This is a genomic window from Tenacibaculum sp. L6 (assembly GCF_028823685.1).
Classification (GTDB): Bacteria; Bacteroidota; Bacteroidia; order Flavobacteriales; family Flavobacteriaceae; genus Polaribacter.
This window is the reverse complement of sequence record NZ_JAPEHZ010000004.1, coordinates 1-23,218: the sequence shown is the minus strand read 5'-3', so window position 1 is coordinate 23,218 and position 23,218 is coordinate 1. Positions and strand designations below refer to the sequence as shown.

Genomic DNA, 23,218 nt, shown 5'->3' with positions numbered 1-23,218 from the left:
AATGCTTTATTAACCTTTTTAAGCTTTTCTTTTTGTTTCTTCGTATAAAATTTAAAACATCATGACATTTATGAAATCTATAATTTCATTTGTACTCTTAGTTACTTTTTCTATCACCTCATTTGGACAAGAAAATTTCACCATTGCTTTTGGATCATGTAACAACCAAAAACTTGACAATCCTTTTTGGCAAGATATCGTTTCATTACAACCCGATGTATGGATTTGGGGGGGTGATAATATTTATGCCGACACCAACAATATGCGTAAAATGAAACGCATGTATAAAACTCAAAAAAACATAAAAGGTTACAAAGAATTAAGTTCTGCAACTCCTATACTTGCTACTTGGGATGATCATGATTATGGTAAAAACGATGCTGGAGTAGAATTTGTGATGAAAGATGAAAGTCAGCAGTTATTTTTAGATTTTTTAGATGTACCTAATGACTCTCCAAGAAGAAAACAAAAAGGCGTATATCACTCCGAAACATTTAATACCAAAAATGGAGATGTTAAAGTAATTGTACTTGACACACGCTACTTCAGAACCGCTTTAACTAAGGGAACTAACGGACAACGTTTTCAACCAAACAACTATAACGAAGGTACTGTTTTAGGGGACATACAATGGAAATGGCTCAAAGACGAACTTACCAACTCTACCGCTACTTTCACAGTAGTTGTAAGCAGTATTCAAATATTATCAAAAGAACACGGTTTTGAAAAATGGGGTAACTTCCCTCATGAAGTAGATAAGTTATTCAACTTAATTAAAGAAGCTAAAAACACAAATGTAATCCTTCTTTCAGGAGATAGACATATTTCTGAATTCTCTAAAACAACTGTCGAAGGATTAAAATACCCTGTTATTGATTTCACTTCAAGCGGTTTAACACATGCGTATTCTTCTTTTACTTCTGAAAAAAATGACTACCGAATTGGAAAAGTTGTAAACTCTTTAAGCTATGGCACGTTACTTTTAAATTTAAAAACTAAAAAAGCTACCTTACAAATGCGCGGTAAAGATGGAGCTATCTTGCAAGAAATCAACGAAATATACCCTTAACTTGTAGATAACATTAAAAAGTGTATTTTTGCGCCGATTTATACAAAGTTTGTATAAACAACAACAATTAAGGAATTTATCATTTTATTGATAATTATTACATTTAATAATGGCAACAAATAGAACTTTTACAATGATTAAACCAGATGCTGTTGAAAACGGACACACTGGTGCAATTTTAGAAAAAATTAATGCTGCAGGATTTAGAATCGTAGCTATGAAGAAAACTCAAATGACTAAGCGTGATGCTGAAACTTTTTACGGAGTACACAGCGAACGTCCTTTCTTTGGTGAATTAGTTGAGTTTATGACTCGTGGACCAATCATCGCTGCTATTTTAGAAAAAGATAACGCTGTTGAAGATTTTAGAACTTTAATCGGTGCTACTAACCCAGCTGAAGCTGCGGAAGGAACTATCCGTCAGTTATACGCTACTTCTATCGGTGAAAATGCAGTACACGGTTCTGATTCTGATGAGAACGCAGCTATCGAAGGTGCTTTCCATTTTTCAGGAAGAGAAATGTTTTAATCTGTTTAGATTACTAGATTTTTAGATCGTTAGATTCTTAGAATTATAGATATTAAAAACTCGTTACAAAAATTGTAACGATATTTTTTTTTTACGCTTAATTCCCAACACAATTCCTTCAAAATGCTATACCTTAGTCTTCAATAGTTTCTTAAAAAGAAAACCGAAAAAGATGAATTCAAAAGTTGATGATTATATAAAAAATCTTGAAAAATGGCAGAAAGAAATAAAACTATTAAGAAAAATAGCTCTTGAATGTAACCTTATAGAAGATTATAAATGGATGCACCCTTGCTATACTTTTCAAAAAAAGAATATTGTGTTACTACAAGATTTTAAAAATTATTGTGCTTTAGGTTTTGTTAAAGGCGCTTTATTATCAGACTCTCATAAAGTACTGGTGAAAATAACAGAAAATGTTCAAGCTGCTCGTCAAATAAGATTTACAAATCTTACAGAAATTGCAAATCAAAAAACCATTATAAAACAATATATTTTTGAAGCAATAGAAATTGAAAAAGCTGGCTTAGAAGTTGCCATGAAAAAAACTACTGACTTTGAGGTTCCTAAAGAACTAACAGAGGCCTTTGAAGAAGATGTAACTTTAAAAAATGCTTTTAACAATTTAACTCCAGGAAGACAAAGAGGTTACCTCTTACATTTCTCTAAACCTAAGCAAGCTAAAACACGAACAGCAAGAATTAAAAGCTGTACTAATAGAATTTTAAATGGTAAAGGGTTGAATGATTGCGTTTGCGGACTTTCTAAAAGAATGCCTAACTGCGATGGCTCTCACAAGCAACTTAACTCTTAAAAAAGTAAAACTACACCAACATTAACTTTTTAACAAGCTCTTCTCCCATTTCTTCGTTAATCATACGAACAATTTTGTCTTTTCCGTAACTTAACTCTTCTCGTAACACAGAGGAAGATAAACGAACAATTAAGGTTCCGTTTTGTAGCTTTACCTCACTTGTATATGAAGCAACTCCTGCACCCATCAATTTCGCCCAAGCCTCGTCTATTTGAATTTTTTGAAATCCCTTTTTTAAATTATTCTCCTCAATAAAACTTCCCATTAAGTCTTTTAACGAAAAACTATCGTTTTCTCTTTTAGCCATTTATTCTACTTTGTGCCTTGCTCCTAGCAACGCCTTTATAATTTAAAAATCTGATATTCTTGATTACTCTGTTTAATCACATCCTCTGTGCGTTCTGCATGGGTGTCAGTAATAAAAATCTGACCAAACTCATCACTATTCACCAAATCTACAATCTGAGCTACCCTATTTTCATCTAACTTATCAAAAATATCATCTAACAACAAAATTGGTGTTACGTTAGATTGCTGTTTGATAAACTCAAATTGCGCTAACTTTAACGCTATTAAATATGATTTTTGTTGTCCTTGCGACCCAAATTTCTTAATCGGATGCTCTCCTATTTCAAAACTTAGATCATCTTTATGAATTCCTGCCGATGTGTACTGCAAAATTTTATCTTTCTCTAAATTTTGTTGCAATAACAACTCTAAAGACATATCATGCAACTGACTTTTATAACGCAAATTCACCTCTTCTTTCGCTCCTGAAATAATTTGATGCTTTGCATTAAAAATAGGTACAAATGCTTCTAAAAATACTTTTCGTTTATTATAAATAATCGTTCCATATTCAATCAACTGTTCATCGTACACCTTAAGGTTCAGTGCATCAAACGTTCTGTTTGCAGCAAAGTATTTCAACAAGGCATTTCGTTGACTTACAATCTTTGTGTACGATATTAAAGCTTGTAAATACTGTTTGTCTTGTTGCGAAATTACACCATCAATAAACTTACGACGCGTTTCGCTTCCTTCAACAATTAAATCTCTATCAGCAGGAGAAATAATTACAAGTGGTAATTGCCCAATATGTTCAGAAAACTTTTCGTAGGCTTTACCGTTACGCTTTAACACCTTTTTTTGCCCTCTTTTTAAAGAACAAATAATCTTCTCTTGTCTATCATGCAGTAAATAATCGCCTTCAATCATAAAAAATTCTTGACCATGACGAATATTCTGTCCAGCTATCGAATTAAAGTAACTTTTAGCAAAAGACAGGTAATAAATTGCATCTAATATATTGGTTTTACCAATACCATTATTTCCCACAAAACAGTTTATTTTCTTTTGAAAATCAAAAGTTTGCGATTCGATATTCTTAAAGTTAACCAATGATATTTTCTGCAAATACATGAATAAGCGTTGTTTCAAAAAAGAATGCGCAAATTATCGAAAATTTACGAAAAAACGACTTTTAAAATCCAATTAAAAAAACTATTTTTGTCGCCACTAATTTTTTAAGCAACTATGGCTACATACAAGAAAAGAGGTTATAAACCTAAGAAAGAAAAGGTTACACAAGAAGTAGAAGAAACATTTGATGAAACGCAAAGTACTACCGCTGAAGTATTTAATACTTTAGACGAAACTGCAAACAAATCAGAGGAATGGATTGAGAAAAACAGCAAGCCATTATTTTACGGATTGGTAGCTATTGCAGCTTTAATTTTAGTGTACTTAGCTTATAGCAAGTTTATTGCTGAACCTAAGCAACAAGAAGCTTCAAATGAATTAGCTTATCCAAGAGCTTTATTTGATGAAGCTGCTACTTTTGCTGGTACTAAAGCAGATTCTATCTACAACTTAGCTTTAATAGGAGGAGTTGATGGTAAATACGGTTTTATTGATATTGCTGATCAATTTAGCGGTACAAAAGCAGGTAACTTAGCAAACTATTATGCTGGTATTTCTTACTTAAAAATGAAAAAGTATGAAGAAGCTATAGACTATTTAAGCAGCTTTAAATCTGACGACGAATTATTAGGCCCTACTGCTTTAGGTGCTATTGGTGATGCTTTTGCAGACATCAACCAACCAAAAGAAGCTTTAGATTACTACCAACAAGCAGCCAACAAAAAAGACAATCAATTTACAACTCCTTTATTCTTATTCAAAGCAGCTCAAATCGCTATGGATTTAAAAGAGTACAGTAAAGCTGAAAAATTATACACAACCATTAAAGAAAAATACGCTGATTCTGATCAAGGAAGAGATATTGAAAAATATATCAACAGCGCAAAATACGCTCAGTAATGGCAACAACAAATTTATCTTATTACGATAAAGCTTCAATCCCAAATGCGAAATCTTTTCGATTTGGGATTGTTGTTTCAGAATGGAATCCTGAAATCACTCAAAACCTTCATAAAGGCGCTATTGAAACTTTAGTAGACTGTGGCGCTGAACAAGAAAACATTATTTCTTGGGACGTTCCTGGTAGTTTTGAATTAGTGTACGGATGCAAAAAAATGATTGAAACTCAAAAATTAGATGCTATTATCGCAATTGGAAACGTTATTCAAGGTGAAACAAAGCATTTTGATTTTGTATGTGAAGGAGTAACACAAGGAATTGTAGATTTAAACATTAAGTACGATGTTCCTGTAATTTTCTGTGTGTTGACTGACAACACCAAGCAACAATCACTTGATCGTTCTGGTGGAAAATTAGGAAACAAAGGAATTGAATGCGCTGTAGCTGCTATTAAAATGGCTGCTATTAAAAACCAAGAGCGCACCTCTAACTCATTAGGATTTTAATTTCTTAAAAAAGAACAGCATAAAAAAGCGAGAAATCTTAAAAAGGTTTCTCGCTTCTTTTTTAACTTTAATTTATCCACAATTTTTGACCACCTCTCTATAATTCAGTAACTTTGAATTTCGACTTATTTGGTGTGATTTTTGTTCCACATAAGCTATTAATGAAGCAACATTTTTATGGGATTTATCAAAAGAGAAAATAAAAAGTTCGATTACAAACCTCGTTATTATCAAGGAGAAGGGAATCCTTATGAGATAAAACAAAAGTTTGATCAGTATAGAACTACTATTGGAAAGAAGAAGAATTTAAAAGGAAAATTCAACGCTGCTTTAGACGATCTTAAAGAGTCAGGATACCGATTTAATAAAACAATCGTAATTATCGCATTGATTTTAACGCTTATTTTCTTATTCATTATCGATTTTGATCTTTCAATCTTTTTCCCTAAAAAATAACTAAATGTCAGATATCATACAGTTACTTCCTGATCATGTTGCCAATCAAATTGCTGCTGGTGAAGTGGTACAACGTCCCGCTTCTGTAGTAAAAGAATTGATTGAAAACGCTATTGATGCAGGTGCTACTTCAATCACTTTATTATTAAAAGATGCTGGAAAAACTTTAATTCAGGTAATTGATGATGGTAAAGGAATGAGTCCTACTGATGCTCGTTTAAGTTTTGAACGTCACGCTACTTCTAAAATTAAAGACGCACAAGATTTATTCAACCTAAACACTAAAGGATTCCGTGGTGAAGCTTTAGCCTCAATAGCTGCTATTGCACATGTTGAGCTAAAAACCAAACAGGAAGAAGATGAATTAGGTACACAAATAAAAATTGAAGGTAGTGAAATCGTTTCTCAAGAAGTAGTTTCGACAGCAAAAGGAACAAGCATTGCTGTTAAAAATTTATTTTTTAACATTCCTGCCCGTCGAAATTTTTTAAAGTCAGACACCATTGAAACACGCCATATTATTGATGAATTTCAGCGTGTTGCTTTAGCGCATCCGAATATTACTTTTTTACTACACCATAACAATAACGAAGTTTACCATTTAAAAAAGAGTAATCTTCGTAAACGCATCGTAGCTAGTTTTGGAACTAAAATGAATGAAAAATTAGTTCCTATTAACGAGCAAACCGATATTATTACCGTAAACGGATTTGTAGCTAAACCTGAATTTGCTAAGAAAAAACGTGGTGAACAATTCTTTTTTGTCAACAATCGTTTTATCAAAAGTTCGTATTTGAATCATGCAGTTGTGAATGCGTTTGAAGGCTTGTTGGAAGGAGGAGCGCATCCGTCGTATTTCTTGTATTTAGAAGTACCACCAAACACAATTGATATCAATATCCATCCAACAAAAACGGAGATTAAATTTGACAACGAAAAGGCTCTTTATGCTATTTTACGTGCTACGGTAAAACATAGTTTAGGGCAATACAATGTTGCTCCTGTATTGGATTTCGATAGAGATGCCACTTTAGATACTCCGTATGATTATAGTAAAAAAAGCGGTTCTTCTATTCCTCCGATAACAGTAGATCCTACTTTTAACCCGTTTAAAACAGAAACTAGCTACAAAGAACCTTCTACCAATGGTTCTTCTATAAGCGTTAGTACACACAGCTATCAATCAAACTTTAAAAAAGATACAGGTAGTTGGGAAGCTTTATACACAAATATAGATACTGTTGAACCTATTCAACAAGAACAGCTTTTTGAAACTCAACAAGAAACTGAGACAGGAAAAACTTTTCAAATTCAAAAGAAATATTTGTTGAGCTCTATAAAATCAGGAGTGGTATTAATTCATCAATCTTTAGCACATCAACGTGTTTTGTATGAAGAATTTTTAGAGAATATTACCGTTAAAGAAGCTAGCAGTCAGCAATTACTATTTCCTGTAAATATTTCATTTTCTTCATCAGATATTGAAATGATTTACAGTATAAAATCTGATTTAGAAAGTGCTGGTTTTATGTTTGATGAATTCACAAAAGAAAGTGTGGTTATTGCAGGAATTCCAACTTCAATAACTGAAAGTCAAATAACGCTAATTTTAGAACAGTTATTAGACGATATAAAATTAGAAGTGCCCGATACTAGCTTTAGCCACTTTGATGTAATGGCTAAATCTTTTGCTAAATCATTAGCTATAAAAACTGGTACTTCTTTAAATATGAAAGAGCAAGAAAATTTAGTTAACAATCTGTTTTCTTGTAAAGAACCGACTATTTCACCATTTGGCAAACCAACTTTTAAGACCTTGTCTTTAAATGAAATTGATGCCGTTTTCAATAAATAAAAAATTGTATGCCTAGATTAACACAAGCCATAAAGCATTTAATAATCATTAACGTGATTCTATTTTTTGCTCCGCAGTTATTAAATATGGATTTAACCAATCTGTTTGCTTTGCACTATCCTGCAAATGAGCATTTTGGTTTTTGGCAATATATTACACATATGTTTATGCATGGAGGTCCTGCACATTTACTTTTTAACATGTATGGTTTATGGGCTTTTGGTACCCCATTAGAACAAATGTGGGGTAGAAATAAGTTCATTTTCTTCTATTTTTCTGCTGGAATTGGAGCTGGATTAATTTATACACTTGCCAATTACTATCAGTTTAATGGAATTTATGAGCAATTAATCGGTATGGGAGTATCGCCTGCTGAAATACAACAAATTTTAGATATGGGAAGGTATAACGATAGCTTAATCACACTTTCTAACAAAGAAATGAGTGAATTTTACAGCTTATACAATTCTCCAGCTGTTGGTGCCTCAGGTGCAGTTTACGGTGTCTTGGTAGCTTTTGGATTAACCTATCCTAACGCTAAACTAGCTTTGATCTTCTTCCCTGTTCCAATAGCAGCAAAATACTTTATTCCCTTAATTATTTTGAGTGATTTATTCTTTGGTATGACGAGTTACTCTATTGGTAATATTGCACATTTTGCCCATGTTGGTGGGGCTATTATCGGTTTTATTATAGCATGGTACTGGAAGAAAAATCAATTCAGATTTCATTAATTTAGTATATTTATAAAAAGGAGCTATATATAATGAATATACTAGATAACTTAAAATATAGATTTAAACACGCAGGTGTAGTTGAAAAACTTATTTATGTAAACCTTGCCGTATTTTTATTGGTACACGTAACAAATGTTTTCAATTTTTTCTTTAAATCAAGAACTAATTTTTTAGTAAAGTGGTTTGCTTTACCTGCCAACTTTGATGACTTTTTAACCAAACCTTGGACGATTATTACCTATGGTTTTTTACATACTAGTTTTTTACATATTTTATTTAACCTGATAGCTTTATTCTATATAGGTCATTTATTCAAACAATATTTTACTTCTAAACAACTACTTAGTTTTTATTTATTAGGAACTCTCTTTGGAGGTATTGTTTTTATAGCTAGCTATAATTTTTTTCCTGTATTCGCTGAAGAGATTGACATAAATATCTTGTTAGGTGCTTCGGCCGGTATCTCTGCCATCTTTATTGGTATTGCTACCTACATGCCTAATTACGAATTAAAGTTTCCACTAATAGGTTTTGTAAAACTATGGGTATTGGCATGTATTTGGGTAGCTATTGATATTATTCAAATTCCTGCTGGTAATGCTGGTGGACATTTAGCACACATTGGCGGTGCTTCATTTGGTTTTTTCTACGTTCGTAGTGCCAGCAATAAAGAGTTGGATATTTTTGAATCGATTAAAAAATTCTTTGCTAAAAAAGAACCAAAACTTAAAACAGTATATAAATCGGGTAACAAAACTCCTAAAAAAAGCGCTAATAAAACACAAAATCAACAAGATATTGATGCTATTTTAGATAAAATAAGCAAGTCTGGTTACGATACACTTAGTAAAAGTGAAAAAGAATTTTTATTCAAACAAGGAAAAAACTAAATGAGAAAGTATTCGATAGCTCATAAATTTTTATTTTTCATTAATTCAGTTTTTGCAACTGTTTTATTGCTTTCGTATGCGCTTCCATATATTTCTCCAAAAACAATTCCTTTTCTTTCAGTTTTTAGTTTAACTGTTCCATTACTAGTTGTTACTAATATTTGCTTTTTTATTTATTGGTTGATTAAAATTCATAAGAATACTTTATTATCATTTCTTGTTTTAATTATAGGATGGTTTATTTCTACTCCCCTAATTAAGTTTACGAACAAGGAAATTATACTTAATAATGATTTAAAAATAATGAGTTATAATGTTCGTTTGTTTAATCATTACAAACATGAAAATGATGCTACAACCGAGCAAAAAATATACAAGTTCATTAATGACAAAACTCCCGATGTCATTGCTTTTCAAGAGTTTTACAACTCAAAACTTTTAGACATAAAACTTCCTTACAAGTACATAAAAACTAAAACCAAAACAAATAAGTTCGGGCTAGCGATTTACTCAAGATACCCTATCATTAACTCCGGTTCTCTTAATTTTAAAAGCAGTGCCAACAACACTATTTTTGTTGATATTGTCGTAAAGAAAGACACCGTTCGTGTATACAATGTACATTTAGAATCGTTAAAACTTAATCCGAAAAAAGGAAAATTTTGGCGAAAAAAGTTCTGAACGTTTATTTAAACGCTTAGAAAATGGTTTTTTGAAACAAGTTGATCAGGTTGATTTGATAACTCAACACGAAGCCACTTGGAAAGGCAAAAAAGTAATTTGCGGAGATTTTAACAACACTGCCTATTCATGGGCATACAACCAACTAGCCACCGATAAAAAAGATGCTTTTATTGAAGCTGGTATGGGTATGGGTAAATCTTTTCGTTACATCTATCCTATGCGAATCGACTTTATTTTGGCTGACAAAAACACAACTATCAACCATTTTAAAACGTATACCGATTTAGAATTGTCTGATCATCATCCTATTATGACTCGTTTACACTGGTAGATTTATTATTTTGTACGGAATAAAAATGTATTTTTATCCGAATTAAAAATAAATCTATGAAACAACACTACGATGTTGCTGTTATTGGTAGCGGACCATCAGGAGCTTCAACAGCTTTTTACTTAGCTCAAAAAGGAATTTCAACAGTTATTATTGAAAAAGAAACTTTACCCCGTTATAAAACGTGCGGTGGAGGTTTTGTTTTTAGAGGTCGTAAAAACTTACCTTTTGATATTAAAGAGGTAGTAGAAAAAGAGTTCCATACTGTTGATATTTATTTGGGAGAGAAACTTCACTTTAAAACACATAGAGAAGAGCCTACAATTTCTATGATCATGCGTGATTCTTTTGACAATCTTATTACCCAAAAAGCAAAAGAATTTGGAGCTACTTTACTAGAAAATCACAAATTAAAAGGTTTAACTTTTTCTGATGATATTATTACTCTAGAAACTTCTCAAGGTAATTTTACTGCTAATTTTGTTATTGCTGCAGATGGAGCGTTGAGTCCAACAGCTAAAATGGCTGGATGGAAAGAAGATACCCGTAAATTAATTCCTGCTCTAGAATATGAAGTAGAAGTTTCTGACGAAGATTTTGAACGTTTATCAAAAGAAGTTCGTTTTGATATTGATGCCATTCCTAATGGCTATGCTTGGAATTTTCCGAAGAAAAAACATTTATCTATTGGAGTTGCTTCCGCTAGAAGGACTAAAATTAACTTGAAAGAATATTATCAAGAATATTTAAAAACATTAGGGATTACAAATATTGTTAGCGAATCACAACATGGTTTTCAAATCCCTGTTGCCCCTCGTACAGATGGTTTTGTTAAAAATAATGTGTTTTTAATTGGTGATGCTGCTGGTTTTGCTGATCCTATTACAGCTGAAGGAATTTCTAACGCTATTTACAGTGGTAAATTGGCTGCTGAAGCTATCATTGAGAGTGAAAAAAAGTCTGAATTAGCTGAAAAATTATATTTAGAAAAAATATCGGAAAACTTACTTCCTGAAATAAAAACTGGTTTATGGCTTTCTAAATGGTTTTACGAACAAAAAAGTATTCGAAATATTGTATTAAAAAAATACGGCCAACAGTTTAGCGAAGCTATGGCAGATGTTTTTCACGGAGATAGAAGTTATCCTAAAGACATTAAAAAAACCATTGCGAAACGAATTAAAAATTTAGTTTCTTAAAGATGAAAAGCAACCTCAAAAGGGTTGCTTTTTTTAAACAAACTTCAACTTTACTCCTTTCTTCTCTGCATAAATTTTAGCCGCTTCATCTAGTTTAAGGTTTTTCTCTTTAAACTCTTGAAAACTTTTAGCTTCAAACTCATTGATTAAGATATAAATTTCTTGCTGAGTTTTTCCTTCGTCGTACATGTAGGCTATTTCTGCATAATCTTTTTTATAAAAACCGATACAAAACTCGAACAATTCAATAGAAGTATTTATCAACTCTTTTGAGTCTTCGTTTACTTCTAACTTTTGAACATCTTTTAAACTTTTTTCTAAATCTGGAATTGTTACCTTATGAAGATATTGAGAGAATGTTGCAGCGTATTCTTCTCCATCATTATCATAATACTTTAAATATTCATTTTTTTGTAATTCTTTCAGTTGTTCAAAATATCCTATACCATAGTTAGCCGTTAACAAATTGGCTTTTAACACTGTTTTTTCAACAACTTTTTGCGGAGTTTCTTTCTGGCAGCTTACTAATAATACAAACGCTACCATGATTGTTAAAACATTTTTTATCTTTTTCATTTTCGACAATTTTTTATCGGATTATAAAAGTAAACTTTCCTTTTGTTTTAAAAAAACATTGCAAACAAGGCTTTTGATTTTTTGATAGAAACCCCACACCCCTACCTATATTTTACCTCAGTTTGCAATGCTATAAATATTTTTCTTTTTCTTTCTTTTTTAGGTTATATGAATAAGAATGAAGCAACAATCATCCAAACTCCTACAATAATACCTAATATTCCAAACTTTCCTTGTTTCGGCGCAATCTTCCCTCTCAACTGTTCTGCTTTTTCTTTAGCTTCAGCATTTTTTGATAAAAATAATTTGTTTATCATTCCGTATCCTAACATAAATCCTAAAACAGCTTCAACTACGCTACCAGCTAATAAAGTTACCCACCAAATTGGCGCAGTAGTTAACCAACCTAAGTTTAAAATAGCTGAAATTACCCCCCAAATTCCCCAGATACAAAAAATAAGACCGATCCATCCTTGGTAAGGCTCTATTTTTTCAAGTAACTCTTTTGCATTAGGTTTTTTCGCTAAAATTAATGACGGTACTGCCACTATACTTAGAAATACTAATGAAATTCCGTAAATCATGTTTAATTAAAATTTAAATGGTTTATATATTTGTTTTATTTATGAATTAAAAGTGCTGAAGAAAACACAAACAGCATTAATGAAGTTATGATTATAAGCCCTAAGAACATCCACCAAGGTGTTTTACTTATTTGCTTAAAATCCTTTGCTTTTTTTTGTAAATCTGGAGGCATTTGACTTTTACTCATCTCTAATTTACAATGTCCGCAAATACTATATGTTTTTTTGAATAATGGAAAAAAAGGAATCCAAAATATATGCGCATACAATCTATTTACCTGAATAAATAAACGCTCTGGTGTATTACAATAACTACAACTATGATTGTTTACAGGTTGTATGTTTATTTTGGCTTCACGCCATCCAAAAATGACCATAACTTTATTGCTTAATAATTACGGTACAAAGATGCGTTGGAAGTGTTTCTTAAAATAGACTGAAACTAGCGAAAGTTAATACCCTGTTTTCAGGGGTAGAGGTAAAAACTACTCTACTAAGCCCAGTTTTATTGCGTATTTAGTTAGACCTGCTAAGTTTTTCACATTTAATTTCGATATCAAATTTTTCCTATAACTCTCTATCGTGTGTTTGCTTAAAAAAAGTTTATCAGCTATTTCTTGTGTAGTATATTCTTCAGCAATAAGTTTAAGTACATCTTTTTCTCGTTTGGTAAGTGTTACCATTGTGTCCTTTCCTTTATTAAAGACATTATTCATGTAAGCTTGTTTCACCGATTCTGAAAAGTACTTATCGTTACCAAGTATTGTTTTTACAGCCAAAAGTAACTCTGATTGAGTAGCGTTTTTTGACAAGTAACCATCAACATCACTTTTTATTAATGTATCTATCATACCTGTATCGGTATGCATACTAACAATCAATGTTTTTATTTCAGAACGAGCTTTCTTTATATAATCGTTTAATGTAATACCATCAATATCTGGCATAGATATGTCACTAATTACAATATCTATTGGTTGATTGGGGTTTGTATCTATATACTTAATAACATTTTCACCACTATTTGCTGTTAACAAAATATTGTAAGCGTCTTCATTATTAAAAATGCTTAACAAGCCGTCTAAAAACATTTTGTGGTCATCTACCAGAATAATATTATATGCCATACTTCATTAATTTAAAGGTACATCTATGTCTATTACCGTTCCTCTATCAGGAAAAGCATTTATAAACATTTCTCCTTTAATGATTTTTAATCTATCTTTTAAGTTTTGAAAGCCAAGTCCGTACTTTACTTTTTCTTGATCAAATCCTACTCCATCATCTTCAAAAAGTAACTTTACACTATTATTAAATACGGAAAGCTGAATATCTATCTGAGCTGCTTTCGCATGCTTTAAAGCATTCGTCAACAATTCTTGAATTATTTTGTACAACTCTACTTTTAAATTTTCTTCAATTTTATCAATCTCCTCTTTTGGATGAATTTGTAATGTTATTTCTTCGTTAGATAAATTCTTCACATTATCTATATATTCTGAAACTATTGATGTAAATGCAGAATCTTTAAATTTCTTAGGCATTAAATTATGAGACAGTTCTCTTACTTGATTGTAAGTGTCATCAACCTGCTGAATAAGATTTTCTTTTTCTGGTTTAATATCGTTTGATAACTGTAATTTTATGGTTGCTAAATTTCCTCCAATACTATCATGAAGCTCTCTCGCAATACGTTGTCTTTCATTATTCTGACCTTCTAACGATGCTTTTACCAATTTTAACTCTTGATTTTTTAATAGTGTTGTTATTTTTTGTTGACTAACCTCTTCTAAGGTTTTGGTAAGTTTACTTTGTGTTTGAAGTTTTTGATAATACATATACAACAAGCCTAGTACAGGAATTAAAACAATTAGAAAACCTATTAATATATTTGTTTTTATTGTTCTCTGTCGTTCTATCTCTTGTTTCTGCTCTAGTGTTTTGTATTGTACTTCAAGTTCATTAACCTGCTGTTTGTTTTGACTAGTTAATATTTTATGATTTATACTGTTTAGTTGAGTCATTAAAGCATGAGCATTTTTATAATCTCCTGTTTCAGCATAGGCATTTTGAAGTCCTAAAACAACTCTTCTCTCTATATCTAAATTTCCCCATTGAATAGAGTTTATATAAACCGTAGACAGTATTTTTTTCGCTGCATCATAGTCTTTCTTTTTCAAATAAAAACCACCAAGTACATTCCCAGTCTTTGCGTAAAGTGTATAAAAACCGTTTGACAAAGATTCGTTAAAAACATTAAAACAAACATTTAATGCTTCTTCAATATTGCCCTCTTTCTCTAATATTCTACTAAGCCATAAATCAACCTCTAAAGCTTTTTTTAAATATCCTTCAGAAACATAAAACATCTTTGCTTTGTTATAGTTTTCTTTTGCTTTTTCTAAGACATCTTTTGTATAATAAATAAACCCTACCTCAAAAAAAGCATCGTGTTTTAGTTTTTCATTAGGAGCGTTTTCTGAGCATTCTTCTATTATTGCTTTTCCTTCTTCTTCGTTCCCTCTAACATATTTTACAACCCCTAATCCAATTCTGTTTTTAACATAGAGTTCGTCATCAAAATTCTTTTTAGAATGTTCTATTCCTTTTAAAAACCACTTTAACGCTTCATCAAACAACCCTTTTTCTAGTTTACCTTCAGCAATAGCACAAGAAACCTTAGATAAGTGCTCTTCTTTCTTCGGTAAAAGCTTTTCATTAGTTGTTTCAGCATACAATTCGTGACCATAATGTATAATTGAATCTAAATTCCCTTTTTGTTGATGGAATTCAATAAGATCGTAGATGCCGACATACTTTGCCTTAAAATCTTTTGCTTGTTTGATATTTTTAAAAAGAGAATCATTAGGTATTGTTGGATTTACCCCAAAAGCCTTGAAACTTTGCATTTCAGACTGAGCCAACATTTTATAATTAAGTAATAAAAAGACTCCTAAAACTAGTTGTTTTAAGACATTCTTTTTCATTTCATTTTTTCCAAAACAATTTTTATATCCTTTCAATTATGAGTTCTTTTTTCTGAAACAATTATCACTGTCAAAATTACAGAAGTTTTTTCCTTCAAAAAACACCTACTTTCTTTTTTTATTTCATCTTAAGATTCTCTTAAATCTAACGTTCTCTTTCTTGTTCTTGATAGCTCTTAGTATATTTGCTAATCAAAAAAACAAACAACAAAAATGGCTATACACGACTTTATTCTTCATTCGAATGAAACAACTATTGACTTACATAAAATTCATTTAAGTAAGGAAAACAGAAGTTCTTTAAACCAACTTTTAAAAGAGTTTAAACATGTTGCTGTTTTAAACCAATACAAATTACCTGTAGACAACAAATTATTATTATTTGGGCATACCGGATGTGGAAAAACAACCACAGCAAAAGCCATTGCAAAAACATTAAACAAGAAAATAATCACCTTAAATTTAGGTAGTATTGTTTCTTCTAAACTTGGCGAAACTGCTAAAAATATTTCTGATGTTTTTAAAAAAGCGACTCGTGAAAGTGCTGTATTATTTTTAGATGAATTTGACTACATAGGTAAAGCTCGTGATTACGACAGTAAAGATTCTGCTGAAATGAAACGATTGGTCAACACTGTTATTCAATTAATAGATCAATTACCTAACGATGTTTTATTGATTGCTGCTACCAATCACTCTGGTGTTATTGATACTGCTTTGTTAAGACGTTTTCAATTAAGATTACAATTTGAGGCTCCTAGTGATGCTGATTTAGATATTTATTATCAAGCTTTGTTACAAGAATTCCCTGAAGAATTTAGAGATATAAATCCTGTATACGGGATTTCTTATGCTGAAGCCAAAGACATCACCTTCAGAACTTTGAAAAATAAAATTATAGAAAAAGAAGAATTGAAAAGTCAACTAGTAAATGGATAATATTCAAAAATAACTTACACATTATTCATCAGCGAATACAATTTGCCTGTGAAAAAGCTAACAGAAATCCTAAAGATGTTCGTTTATTATTAGCGACCAAAACCGTAACCCCTGAGAGAATTAACTTCGCTCTTACTCAAGGAGAAACTCTTATCGGGGAAAATAAGGTTCAGGAGTTAAAACAAAAATGTGATGCTGTAAAAGAACTAAAACCAGAAGTTCATTTTATTGGTCATTTACAAAGTAATAAAATTAAAGAGACACTTAAATGGACTAGTTGTATAGAATCAATCGATCGATTTTCTATAGCTGAAAAACTACATGAACGTTTAACTTTTGAAGAAAAAGAAATTGATGTATACATTCAAGTAAACACGTCTTTTGAAGAAAGTAAATTTGGCGCAAAACCAGAAGAGACTATCGAATTGGTTAAAAAAATATCCGAATTTAAAAGCATTCATATCAAAGGATTGATGACAATAGGTTTATTAAGTTCAGAATCGACTGAAATTAGAAAATGTTTTCAACTTTTAAAACAACTTCAAGAAGAAATTAAAGCGCTTCAAATCCCCAATGTAGAAATGAATGAACTTTCTATGGGAATGAGTGGCGATTTAGAAATTGTTATTGAAGAAGGTGCTACTATTGTACGAGTAGGAACAGCTGTATTTGGAGAACGAGTGTATCCTGACAGCTATTACTGGAATGAAGCAAGTAACGTTTAGTTTTTCTTTACTCTCCTCAAATCCAACAAATCAATAGGATTGATACCTAAACCGTGTACATTTTTTTGCGTAAATCGAATCACCTCATCGTAATATAACGGAACTACAGGAGCTTCTTCAATAATGATGCTATCCATTTGTTGATAGAGTTTTCGACGATTTAACACATCAATTTCTTTGATAGATTGCTCATATAAAGTATCAAAAAGTTCGTTTTTAAAATGTGTATAATTCGGTCCGTTAGGTGTAAAGTTTTTGCTGTAAAATAAGGATACATAATTTTCTGCATCTGGATAATCAGCAATCCAACTCGCTCTAAAAACAGGAAGCTTACCACTCGCCTTACCTTGACGTAAAGTTGATGGTGGTATTACATCTACGTTGGTTTGCAAACCTATTTTTTGCAGTTCTCGCTGAATAAACTCACATAAATCCAAATAATTACTATTGGTGGTAATTGTAATTTGTGGATTCTCATCTCCTGTCTCTTCTTTGTATTGTGATACTAACCTCTTCGCCTTTTCTGGTTGATATGAATATCCTTGTTGATTATTAAAAGACGGTAATCCCTTCGGAATAAATCCACTTGTAGCAGGTGTACCAATTCCATTTCGCAAAAACTTGATCATCTTCTCCTTATCAAAGCCATAATTCATGGCTTGTCGTATCAGTTTTGATTTTGTTGGATGTTCCTCTTCTCCATCCTGATAAATTCCTAAATATTCTGTATTTAAATATGCTCCTGTTTGCATGCGTACCTTATCCGCATATTTCTCTTTTAAGGTTCCGTCAGTATTTAAAATATCATCTTTATACGAAGCGTCTAAACTCTTCATAAAATCTATATTTCCTTGAATAAACTGTAAAAACTCACTTTGTTTATCTGGTAAAAAAGTAACTGCTACTGCTTCTAAATACGGGAGCTGTTTTCCATTTTCATCCTTTTCAAAATAGAGTGGATTTTTCCTCAATACCAACTTTGTATTTTCAACCCAAAGTTTAAAATGAAAAGGTCCTGTACCTATCGGATTTGCTCTAAACTCATTCCCAAAATAATCAATAGCTTCTCTTGGTACAACCGAGCAATATTTCATAGCCAGCAGCCCTAAAAAAGGTGGAAAAGGTTGCTTTAAATTAATCGTAAAAGTTGAATCATTTTCAGCTTTAAAATTAGCAACATTTTGCAATACCCAACCACCTGGAGATGCTACATTTTTATCAAGTAATCGATTAAAAGAATATTCAAAATCCTTTGCTACAACGTTTCTTGTAGAGTCTTTTCCAAATAAAATATGTTTGTGAAATTGCACATCATTTCTTAACTCAAACTGATACCTCTTTCCATCTTCAGAAATTGTCCATTTTTTCGCTATTGCTGGTTTTACTTGCAAACTATCATCAAATTGTACCAATCCATTATACAATTGATTTACCGCCCAAATATTTCGCTGGTCTTTTGCAAAAGCAGGATCAAGAGAAGTAATATTAGAATGTTCGTTGTAACGGAAAACTTGTTTGTCTGTATATTTTGATTTCCTTTTAGCACATGAAAAAAGAATCAATAAGCTTAATAATACGACAACTTTATTTCTTCTTACGTTTATTTTTATAGTAGGTTTTATCTGCAATGTAAATGGTTTTAGATACTTCAGCAAAAACAACAGATTCGTCTTTGTTGGTTATTTTAATCTCTTTAATCAGATCGATTTTTTGTTCGTTTTTAACCTGTTCTTTTATTTGCTTTATTTCATTTTCAGAAAAAATAAAATCAACATAAGCATCTTGTTTTACAGGTCTTTTAAATTTTATGCTCGCTTCTTTATCCCAAACTACATAGTCATTTCCAAGAATATTCATTAATTGAATCATAAAAACAGGATCTGTAGCAGAAAATAAACTCCCTCCAAAAATAGACCCTACATAATTCTTATTCTTGTATGTAATGGGAATTTTCACTTGTGCTTTCAACAAGTCTTCAGAAACATAATTTATTTTCCCAGTAGATCTTCTATACATGGGAGAAATATTGAATCCGTACTTAAAAATAGTACTCTGTTTTAGGTACTTCTTTAAAAAATTAGAAATTGTCACGTACATACCTATTTATTGTTTAAAACCATAGTCTCTTTCCGTTTTGTGGTAATAATTACTGTATAATATGGAAATTGTTGTGTCTACTATCATAAAATCAATTCATATTTTGTTTCTGGCAAACCAATATCTTCACTGATAAATTTCTCTATTGCCACAAAATTAAATCGCTGTAAAATTTTTGCCGATGCTACATTTTCATCTACAACGCATCCAATCAATTTCTTCATTCCTATGGATTTACAATATTGTATTAATCCTTCACAAAGTTCAGTTGCAAAACCATTTCCCCAAAAACGTTCAATAAATCGATAACCTATTTCATCATTTCCCTCTTCATCTTTTATTAATGCAATTGTACCAATAAAATCTTCATTTTGTTCATTCTCTACGGCATAAATCCAAAAATCATTCGTTGGATCGTCATACCTTTTTATCAACTGTTCTAAATCTTCCTTACTTTCTTCTAAATTTTTAGGCTCACCTGTAGCGTATTGCAATACTTTCGGATTGCTTTCCAACTCATAAAACGCCTCTAAATCAGAATGTTTTAATTTTCTAACTAATAGTCTTTTAGTTTCAAAAATCATGAATATTATCGTACTTTTGCAAACCTTAAACTGTTAAAAACAGTAGCAGATTAAATAAACTATACGAACTTCTAAAAAATTGAAGACTTGTACAAGACTTTTATTTTTTATTTAGGATAGAGAAAAGATGAATGCAGATAAAAAAGTAGCTTTTTATACGTTAGGTTGTAAATTAAATTTTTCTGAAACCTCAACTATTGCAAGAAACTTTGTTAACGAAGGTTTTGAACGTGTTGAATTTGAAGAAAAAGCAGATGTATATGTGATTAATACGTGCTCAGTAACTGACAATGCTGATAAACGTTTTAAATCCATAGTAAAATCTGCCTTAAAACAAAACGAAAACGCTTTTGTAATTGGTGTTGGATGTTATGCACAATTGAAACCAGAAGAGTTAGCTGCTGTTGATGGTGTTGATTTAGTATTAGGAGCTACTGAAAAATTTAATGTAACTAGTTACATTAACGACTTAACCAAAAATGAAATTGGTGAAGTGCATTCTTGCGAAATTGAAGAAGCTGATTTTTATGTAGGTTCGTATTCTATTGGCGATCGTACCCGTGCCTTTTTAAAAGTACAAGATGGTTGCGATTACAAATGTACCTATTGTACTATTCCTCTAGCTCGCGGAATTTCTCGTAGTGATACGTTGGAAAATGTATTGAAAAATGCCAAAGAGATTTCAGAAAAAGGAATCAAAGAAATTGTATTAACTGGAGTTAATATTGGTGACTATGGAAAAGGTGAATTTGGAAATAAAAAACACGAACACACCTTTTTAGAATTGGTACAAGCATTAGATAATGTTGAAGGAATTCATCGTTTACGAATCTCTTCAATAGAACCTAACTTATTGAAAGATGAAACGATTGATTTTGTTTCTAACTCAGATACTTTTGTTCCGCATTTTCACATTCCATTACAATCAGGAAGCGACACGCTTTTAAAGAAAATGAAGCGTCGTTATTTACGCAAAGTCTATACCGATAGAGTATCAAAAATTAAAGAAGTAATGCCTAATGCTTGTATTGGTGTTGATGTTATTGTTGGTTTTCCAGGAGAAACAGATGAACTTTTCTTAGAAACTTACAACTACCTAAGTGAAATGGACATTTCTTATTTACACGTTTTCACCTATTCTGAAAGACCGAATACAGAAGCGGTTGAAATGGATGGTGTCGTACCTAAAAATGTACGTACAAAACGTAGTAAAATGTTACGCGGGTTGTCTGTTAAAAAACGTAGAGCTTTCTACGAAAGTCAAATAGGAAACACACTTACTGTTTTATTTGAAGGTGAAAATAAAGAAGGCTACATTCACGGATTTACCGAAAACTACGTTAAAGTAAAAGCCGCTTGGAATCCAGACTTGGTAAACACTCTACATAAGGTTACTTTAACTAAGATTGATGAAGATGGTTTAGTGCGTTTTGATTTTGTAGATGCTGAAGTTATTGCTTAACTTGTCAACTAGTTTACAAAATCAGCAAAAACAACCTATGAAACACGTATTATACTCTTTTTTAGCCTTAGGAATCTCTTGTGGGATGCCTAAAAAAAGTTCTGAAACCAACTTAACAGAACCAACAGAAAAAGAAATAATCGTAGAAGAAAAAAAAGCTACAAAACCTGTTGCGCCTCAAAACGAACTAATCATTGTTCTTAACAATGCTAAAAGCATTGACGATGTTAAATCTCTTGTGAAAAATAGCGGTTTAACTTGGAACAAAATGGCTTTTGAAACTGATGCTTCTAAAGTTGGGATTGTTAAAGTTCCTGAAGGAAAACGTGAGTTTTGGGTAGGGAAATTACAAGAGAGCGGAGAGTTTAGAACTGTTGACATCAATACTGAAGAAAAGTTAGCGAAGATCATTTCCGAAGAAAAAAACTCATTACTAAGAATTAGAAAAACACCGTGTTTTGGCGAGTGTCCTACCTATAGCGTTTCGATTGATAAAGATGGAAACGTAATATATAACGGTATTGATTATGTACTCATAAAAGGAACTCAAAGTTTTACTCTTACCGATAATCAATTACAAGAGCTTTCTGAAAAACTCAATAAAAAAGATTTCGCTAGTTTTAAAGAAGTGTACGATAATCCTAAAGTTTTAGATTTAGGCAGCACTTATATTATTCATAACGGAAAGCAAATTCAAATTCGTTTATGGAACAACATTCCTGACGAATTAATTGATATTAATGAATACGTAGCTGACATTTTATTCGACAAAAAATTCATAGAATAATGCCAAAAACTCACCTATATTTTGTTCCTGGTTTAGCTGCCAACACCAAAATATTTGAGCGTATTTCTTTACCAGAAGAACAGTTTGAATTGCATTTTTTAGATTGGTTGATGCCAACTTCTATTAATGAAACTATTCAAGAATATGCGCAACGATTGTGTGCTAAAATTCAACATAAAAACCCTATCTTAGTGGGAGTTTCTTTTGGTGGAGTTATGGTGCAAGAAATGAGTAAAATTATCGATTGTAAAAAGGTAATTATTATTTCTAGTATAAAAAGCAATAAAGAACTTCCAAAACGTTTAAAACTAGCTCAACTAACAAAAGCCTATAAACTTTTCCCTTCAAAAGTTATTGCTAATATTGAAAATTACGAACACTATTTTTTCAATGATTATTTTAAAAAAAGAGCAGAACTTTATAAAATATATTTATCGATAAGAGATAAAGATTATTTGCAATGGGCTATATACAACGTGCTACATTGGCAGCAAAAAGAACCACTAAAAGATATAACTCATATTCATGGAAAAAAAGACGAAGTTTTTCCTATTAAACATATTAAGAATTCTATTGAAATTGAGAATGGTACGCATGTAATGATACTGAACAAAGCAAAAACTATTTCTAAAATCTTAGAAAAGGAATGTTTTTTGATGGATTAAATACCACACCCAATTTCAACAAAAACTAAAGAAAAAAATGAATAAGTCAATCCGCTTTTTATCAATCATAACTATAGTATTCGTAGGAATTTTATTTACCAATACTATTAGTAAATCTAACGAACCAACTATTAAAAGTGTAGCTGAAACCTACGAAGTAAAAGCTTTAAAATTACCTGAGAATTTAAATTTAGCAGGTGAGCGTGTTCCGTTAGAGAAACCAGACATTAAAGAACGAATGGATCGTGAATTATTAGTAAACACCTATTGGCAATCAAACGGATTACTTTTAATAAAACGCGCCAACAAGTACTTTCCTATCTTAGAACCATTGTTAAAAAAACATGGCTTACCTGATGATTTTAAATTTTTAGCCTTAGCTGAAAGCGGTTTTATCGATGAAACTTCTCATGCGGGCGC

Annotated in this window: 27 protein-coding genes and 1 pseudogene; 18 read left to right on the top strand and 10 right to left on the bottom strand. The window is 31.4% G+C overall.

Going from position 1 to position 23,218, the window contains the following annotated elements:
* Positions 1-70: 70 nt before the first annotated feature.
* From OU788_RS01590 to OU788_RS01580, 3 genes are all read left to right on the top strand, one after another.
* Positions 71-1,069: an alkaline phosphatase D family protein gene (locus tag OU788_RS01590; protein ID WP_274633540.1), complete on the top strand. Its 999-nt coding sequence runs from the start codon at positions 71-73 to the stop codon at positions 1,067-1,069.
* Positions 1,070-1,178: 109 nt separating this feature from the next.
* Positions 1,179-1,598: a nucleoside-diphosphate kinase gene (locus OU788_RS01585; RefSeq protein ID WP_028892988.1), complete on the top strand. Its 420-nt coding sequence runs from the start codon at positions 1,179-1,181 to the stop codon at positions 1,596-1,598.
* 172 nt (positions 1,599-1,770) lie between these two features.
* Entirely contained in the window at positions 1,771-2,412 is a 642-nt protein-coding gene (locus tag OU788_RS01580) for a DUF1801 domain-containing protein (RefSeq protein WP_274633539.1), read from the top strand.
* A gap of 10 nt (positions 2,413-2,422) precedes the next feature.
* Here OU788_RS01580 and OU788_RS01575 read toward each other — a convergent pair whose 3' ends face one another.
* Together OU788_RS01575 and recF are read right to left on the bottom strand one after the other, a co-directional pair.
* Positions 2,423-2,719, bottom strand: coding sequence for a DUF721 domain-containing protein (locus tag OU788_RS01575; RefSeq protein WP_028892985.1), 297 nt, complete (start codon positions 2,717-2,719; stop codon positions 2,423-2,425).
* Positions 2,720-2,754: 35 nt separating this feature from the next.
* Positions 2,755-3,834, bottom strand: coding sequence for a DNA replication/repair protein RecF (gene recF / locus OU788_RS01570; protein ID WP_274633538.1), 1,080 nt, complete (start codon positions 3,832-3,834; stop codon positions 2,755-2,757).
* 114 nt (positions 3,835-3,948) lie between these two features.
* On the opposite strand from recF, the gene OU788_RS01565 reads away from it, so the two are divergent.
* The 9 genes from OU788_RS01565 to OU788_RS01525 all read left to right on the top strand — a co-directional run bounded on the left by OU788_RS01565 (position 3,949) and on the right by OU788_RS01525 (position 11,392).
* Complete coding sequence (locus OU788_RS01565) at positions 3,949-4,734, top strand: tetratricopeptide repeat protein (protein WP_274633537.1); 786 nt, start codon at positions 3,949-3,951, stop codon at positions 4,732-4,734.
* Positions 4,734-5,240, top strand: coding sequence for a 6,7-dimethyl-8-ribityllumazine synthase (gene ribH / locus OU788_RS01560; RefSeq protein ID WP_274633536.1), 507 nt, complete (start codon positions 4,734-4,736; stop codon positions 5,238-5,240). The genes OU788_RS01565 and ribH overlap by 1 nt, the downstream gene beginning before the upstream one ends.
* A gap of 177 nt (positions 5,241-5,417) precedes the next feature.
* Positions 5,418-5,696: a riboflavin synthase subunit beta gene (locus tag OU788_RS01555; RefSeq protein ID WP_274633535.1), complete on the top strand. Its 279-nt coding sequence runs from the start codon at positions 5,418-5,420 to the stop codon at positions 5,694-5,696.
* A gap of 4 nt (positions 5,697-5,700) precedes the next feature.
* Complete coding sequence (gene mutL / locus OU788_RS01550; RefSeq protein WP_274633534.1) at positions 5,701-7,551, top strand: DNA mismatch repair endonuclease MutL; 1,851 nt, start codon at positions 5,701-5,703, stop codon at positions 7,549-7,551.
* 8 nt (positions 7,552-7,559) lie between these two features.
* Positions 7,560-8,285: a rhomboid family intramembrane serine protease gene (locus OU788_RS01545; RefSeq protein WP_274633533.1), complete on the top strand. Its 726-nt coding sequence runs from the start codon at positions 7,560-7,562 to the stop codon at positions 8,283-8,285.
* A 32-nt stretch (positions 8,286-8,317) separates the two neighbouring features.
* Complete coding sequence (locus OU788_RS01540; protein ID WP_274633532.1) at positions 8,318-9,178, top strand: rhomboid family intramembrane serine protease; 861 nt, start codon at positions 8,318-8,320, stop codon at positions 9,176-9,178.
* On the top strand, positions 9,179-9,859 hold the full coding sequence (locus OU788_RS01535) for an endonuclease/exonuclease/phosphatase family protein (RefSeq protein WP_274633531.1): 681 nt from the start codon (positions 9,179-9,181) through the stop codon (positions 9,857-9,859). It abuts the gene before it with no gap.
* A gap of 31 nt (positions 9,860-9,890) precedes the next feature.
* On the top strand, positions 9,891-10,193 hold the full coding sequence (locus tag OU788_RS01530) for an endonuclease/exonuclease/phosphatase family protein (protein WP_274633530.1): 303 nt from the start codon (positions 9,891-9,893) through the stop codon (positions 10,191-10,193).
* Between the two features lie 56 nt (positions 10,194-10,249).
* Entirely contained in the window at positions 10,250-11,392 is a 1,143-nt protein-coding gene (locus OU788_RS01525; protein ID WP_274633529.1) for a geranylgeranyl reductase family protein, read from the top strand.
* Positions 11,393-11,425: 33 nt separating this feature from the next.
* Here the strand turns inward: OU788_RS01525 and OU788_RS01520 are convergent, their stop codons facing one another.
* The 5 genes from OU788_RS01520 to OU788_RS01500 all read right to left on the bottom strand — a co-directional run bounded on the left by OU788_RS01520 (position 11,426) and on the right by OU788_RS01500 (position 15,539).
* Positions 11,426-11,968, bottom strand: coding sequence for a hypothetical protein (locus tag OU788_RS01520; protein WP_274633528.1), 543 nt, complete (start codon positions 11,966-11,968; stop codon positions 11,426-11,428).
* Between the two features lie 164 nt (positions 11,969-12,132).
* Positions 12,133-12,552 (bottom strand): hypothetical protein, encoded by a 420-nt coding sequence (locus OU788_RS01515; protein ID WP_274633527.1) that lies wholly within the window; start codon positions 12,550-12,552, stop codon positions 12,133-12,135.
* Between the two features lie 35 nt (positions 12,553-12,587).
* Positions 12,588-12,929, bottom strand: coding sequence for a hypothetical protein (locus OU788_RS01510; RefSeq protein ID WP_274633526.1), 342 nt, complete (start codon positions 12,927-12,929; stop codon positions 12,588-12,590).
* Between the two features lie 108 nt (positions 12,930-13,037).
* A complete protein-coding gene (locus OU788_RS01505) occupies positions 13,038-13,679 on the bottom strand; it encodes a response regulator (RefSeq protein ID WP_274633525.1) in 642 nt (213 codons plus the stop codon).
* 6 nt (positions 13,680-13,685) lie between these two features.
* Complete coding sequence (locus OU788_RS01500; RefSeq protein WP_274633524.1) at positions 13,686-15,539, bottom strand: tetratricopeptide repeat-containing sensor histidine kinase; 1,854 nt, start codon at positions 15,537-15,539, stop codon at positions 13,686-13,688.
* Positions 15,540-15,752: 213 nt separating this feature from the next.
* Between OU788_RS01500 and OU788_RS01495 the strand changes: the two genes are divergently transcribed.
* Together OU788_RS01495 and OU788_RS01490 are read left to right on the top strand one after the other, a co-directional pair.
* Positions 15,753-16,478 carry an AAA family ATPase gene (locus OU788_RS01495; protein WP_274633523.1) on the top strand — a complete coding sequence of 242 codons (726 nt, stop codon included), beginning with the start codon at positions 15,753-15,755 and terminating at the stop codon, positions 16,476-16,478.
* Entirely contained in the window at positions 16,475-17,203 is a 729-nt protein-coding gene (locus tag OU788_RS01490) for a YggS family pyridoxal phosphate-dependent enzyme (RefSeq protein WP_274633582.1), read from the top strand. Before OU788_RS01495 ends, OU788_RS01490 begins: the two co-directional genes overlap by 4 nt.
* Here OU788_RS01490 and OU788_RS01485 read toward each other — a convergent pair.
* The 3 genes from OU788_RS01485 to OU788_RS01475 all read right to left on the bottom strand — a co-directional run bounded on the left by OU788_RS01485 (position 17,200) and on the right by OU788_RS01475 (position 19,884).
* Positions 17,200-18,831 (bottom strand): ABC transporter substrate-binding protein, encoded by a 1,632-nt coding sequence (locus OU788_RS01485; RefSeq protein WP_446751470.1) that lies wholly within the window; start codon positions 18,829-18,831, stop codon positions 17,200-17,202. The two genes, OU788_RS01490 and OU788_RS01485, sit on opposite strands and share 4 nt — an antisense overlap.
* Positions 18,788-19,300: a DUF4442 domain-containing protein gene (locus OU788_RS01480; RefSeq protein WP_274633522.1), complete on the bottom strand. Its 513-nt coding sequence runs from the start codon at positions 19,298-19,300 to the stop codon at positions 18,788-18,790. The genes OU788_RS01485 and OU788_RS01480 overlap by 44 nt, the downstream gene beginning before the upstream one ends.
* Positions 19,301-19,383: 83 nt before the next feature.
* Positions 19,384-19,884, bottom strand: coding sequence for a GNAT family N-acetyltransferase (locus OU788_RS01475; RefSeq protein ID WP_274633521.1), 501 nt, complete (start codon positions 19,882-19,884; stop codon positions 19,384-19,386).
* A 127-nt stretch (positions 19,885-20,011) separates the two neighbouring features.
* Between OU788_RS01475 and mtaB the strand changes: the two genes are divergently transcribed.
* From mtaB to OU788_RS01455, 4 genes and pseudogenes are all read left to right on the top strand, one after another.
* The gene (gene mtaB, locus OU788_RS01470) at positions 20,012-21,346 is read left to right on the top strand and encodes a tRNA (N(6)-L-threonylcarbamoyladenosine(37)-C(2))-methylthiotransferase MtaB (RefSeq protein WP_274633520.1); all 1,335 of its coding nucleotides are present in this window, start codon (positions 20,012-20,014) and stop codon (positions 21,344-21,346) included.
* A 37-nt stretch (positions 21,347-21,383) separates the two neighbouring features.
* On the top strand, positions 21,384-22,133 hold the full coding sequence (locus OU788_RS01465; RefSeq protein WP_274633519.1) for a DUF6438 domain-containing protein: 750 nt from the start codon (positions 21,384-21,386) through the stop codon (positions 22,131-22,133).
* Positions 22,133-22,798, top strand: a complete 666-nt coding sequence (locus tag OU788_RS01460; RefSeq protein ID WP_274633518.1) for an alpha/beta hydrolase — start codon at positions 22,133-22,135, stop codon at positions 22,796-22,798. Before OU788_RS01465 ends, OU788_RS01460 begins: the two co-directional genes overlap by 1 nt.
* 37 nt (positions 22,799-22,835) lie before the next feature.
* A pseudogene (locus tag OU788_RS01455) lies at positions 22,836-23,218 on the top strand (lytic transglycosylase domain-containing protein); the annotation flags it as partial.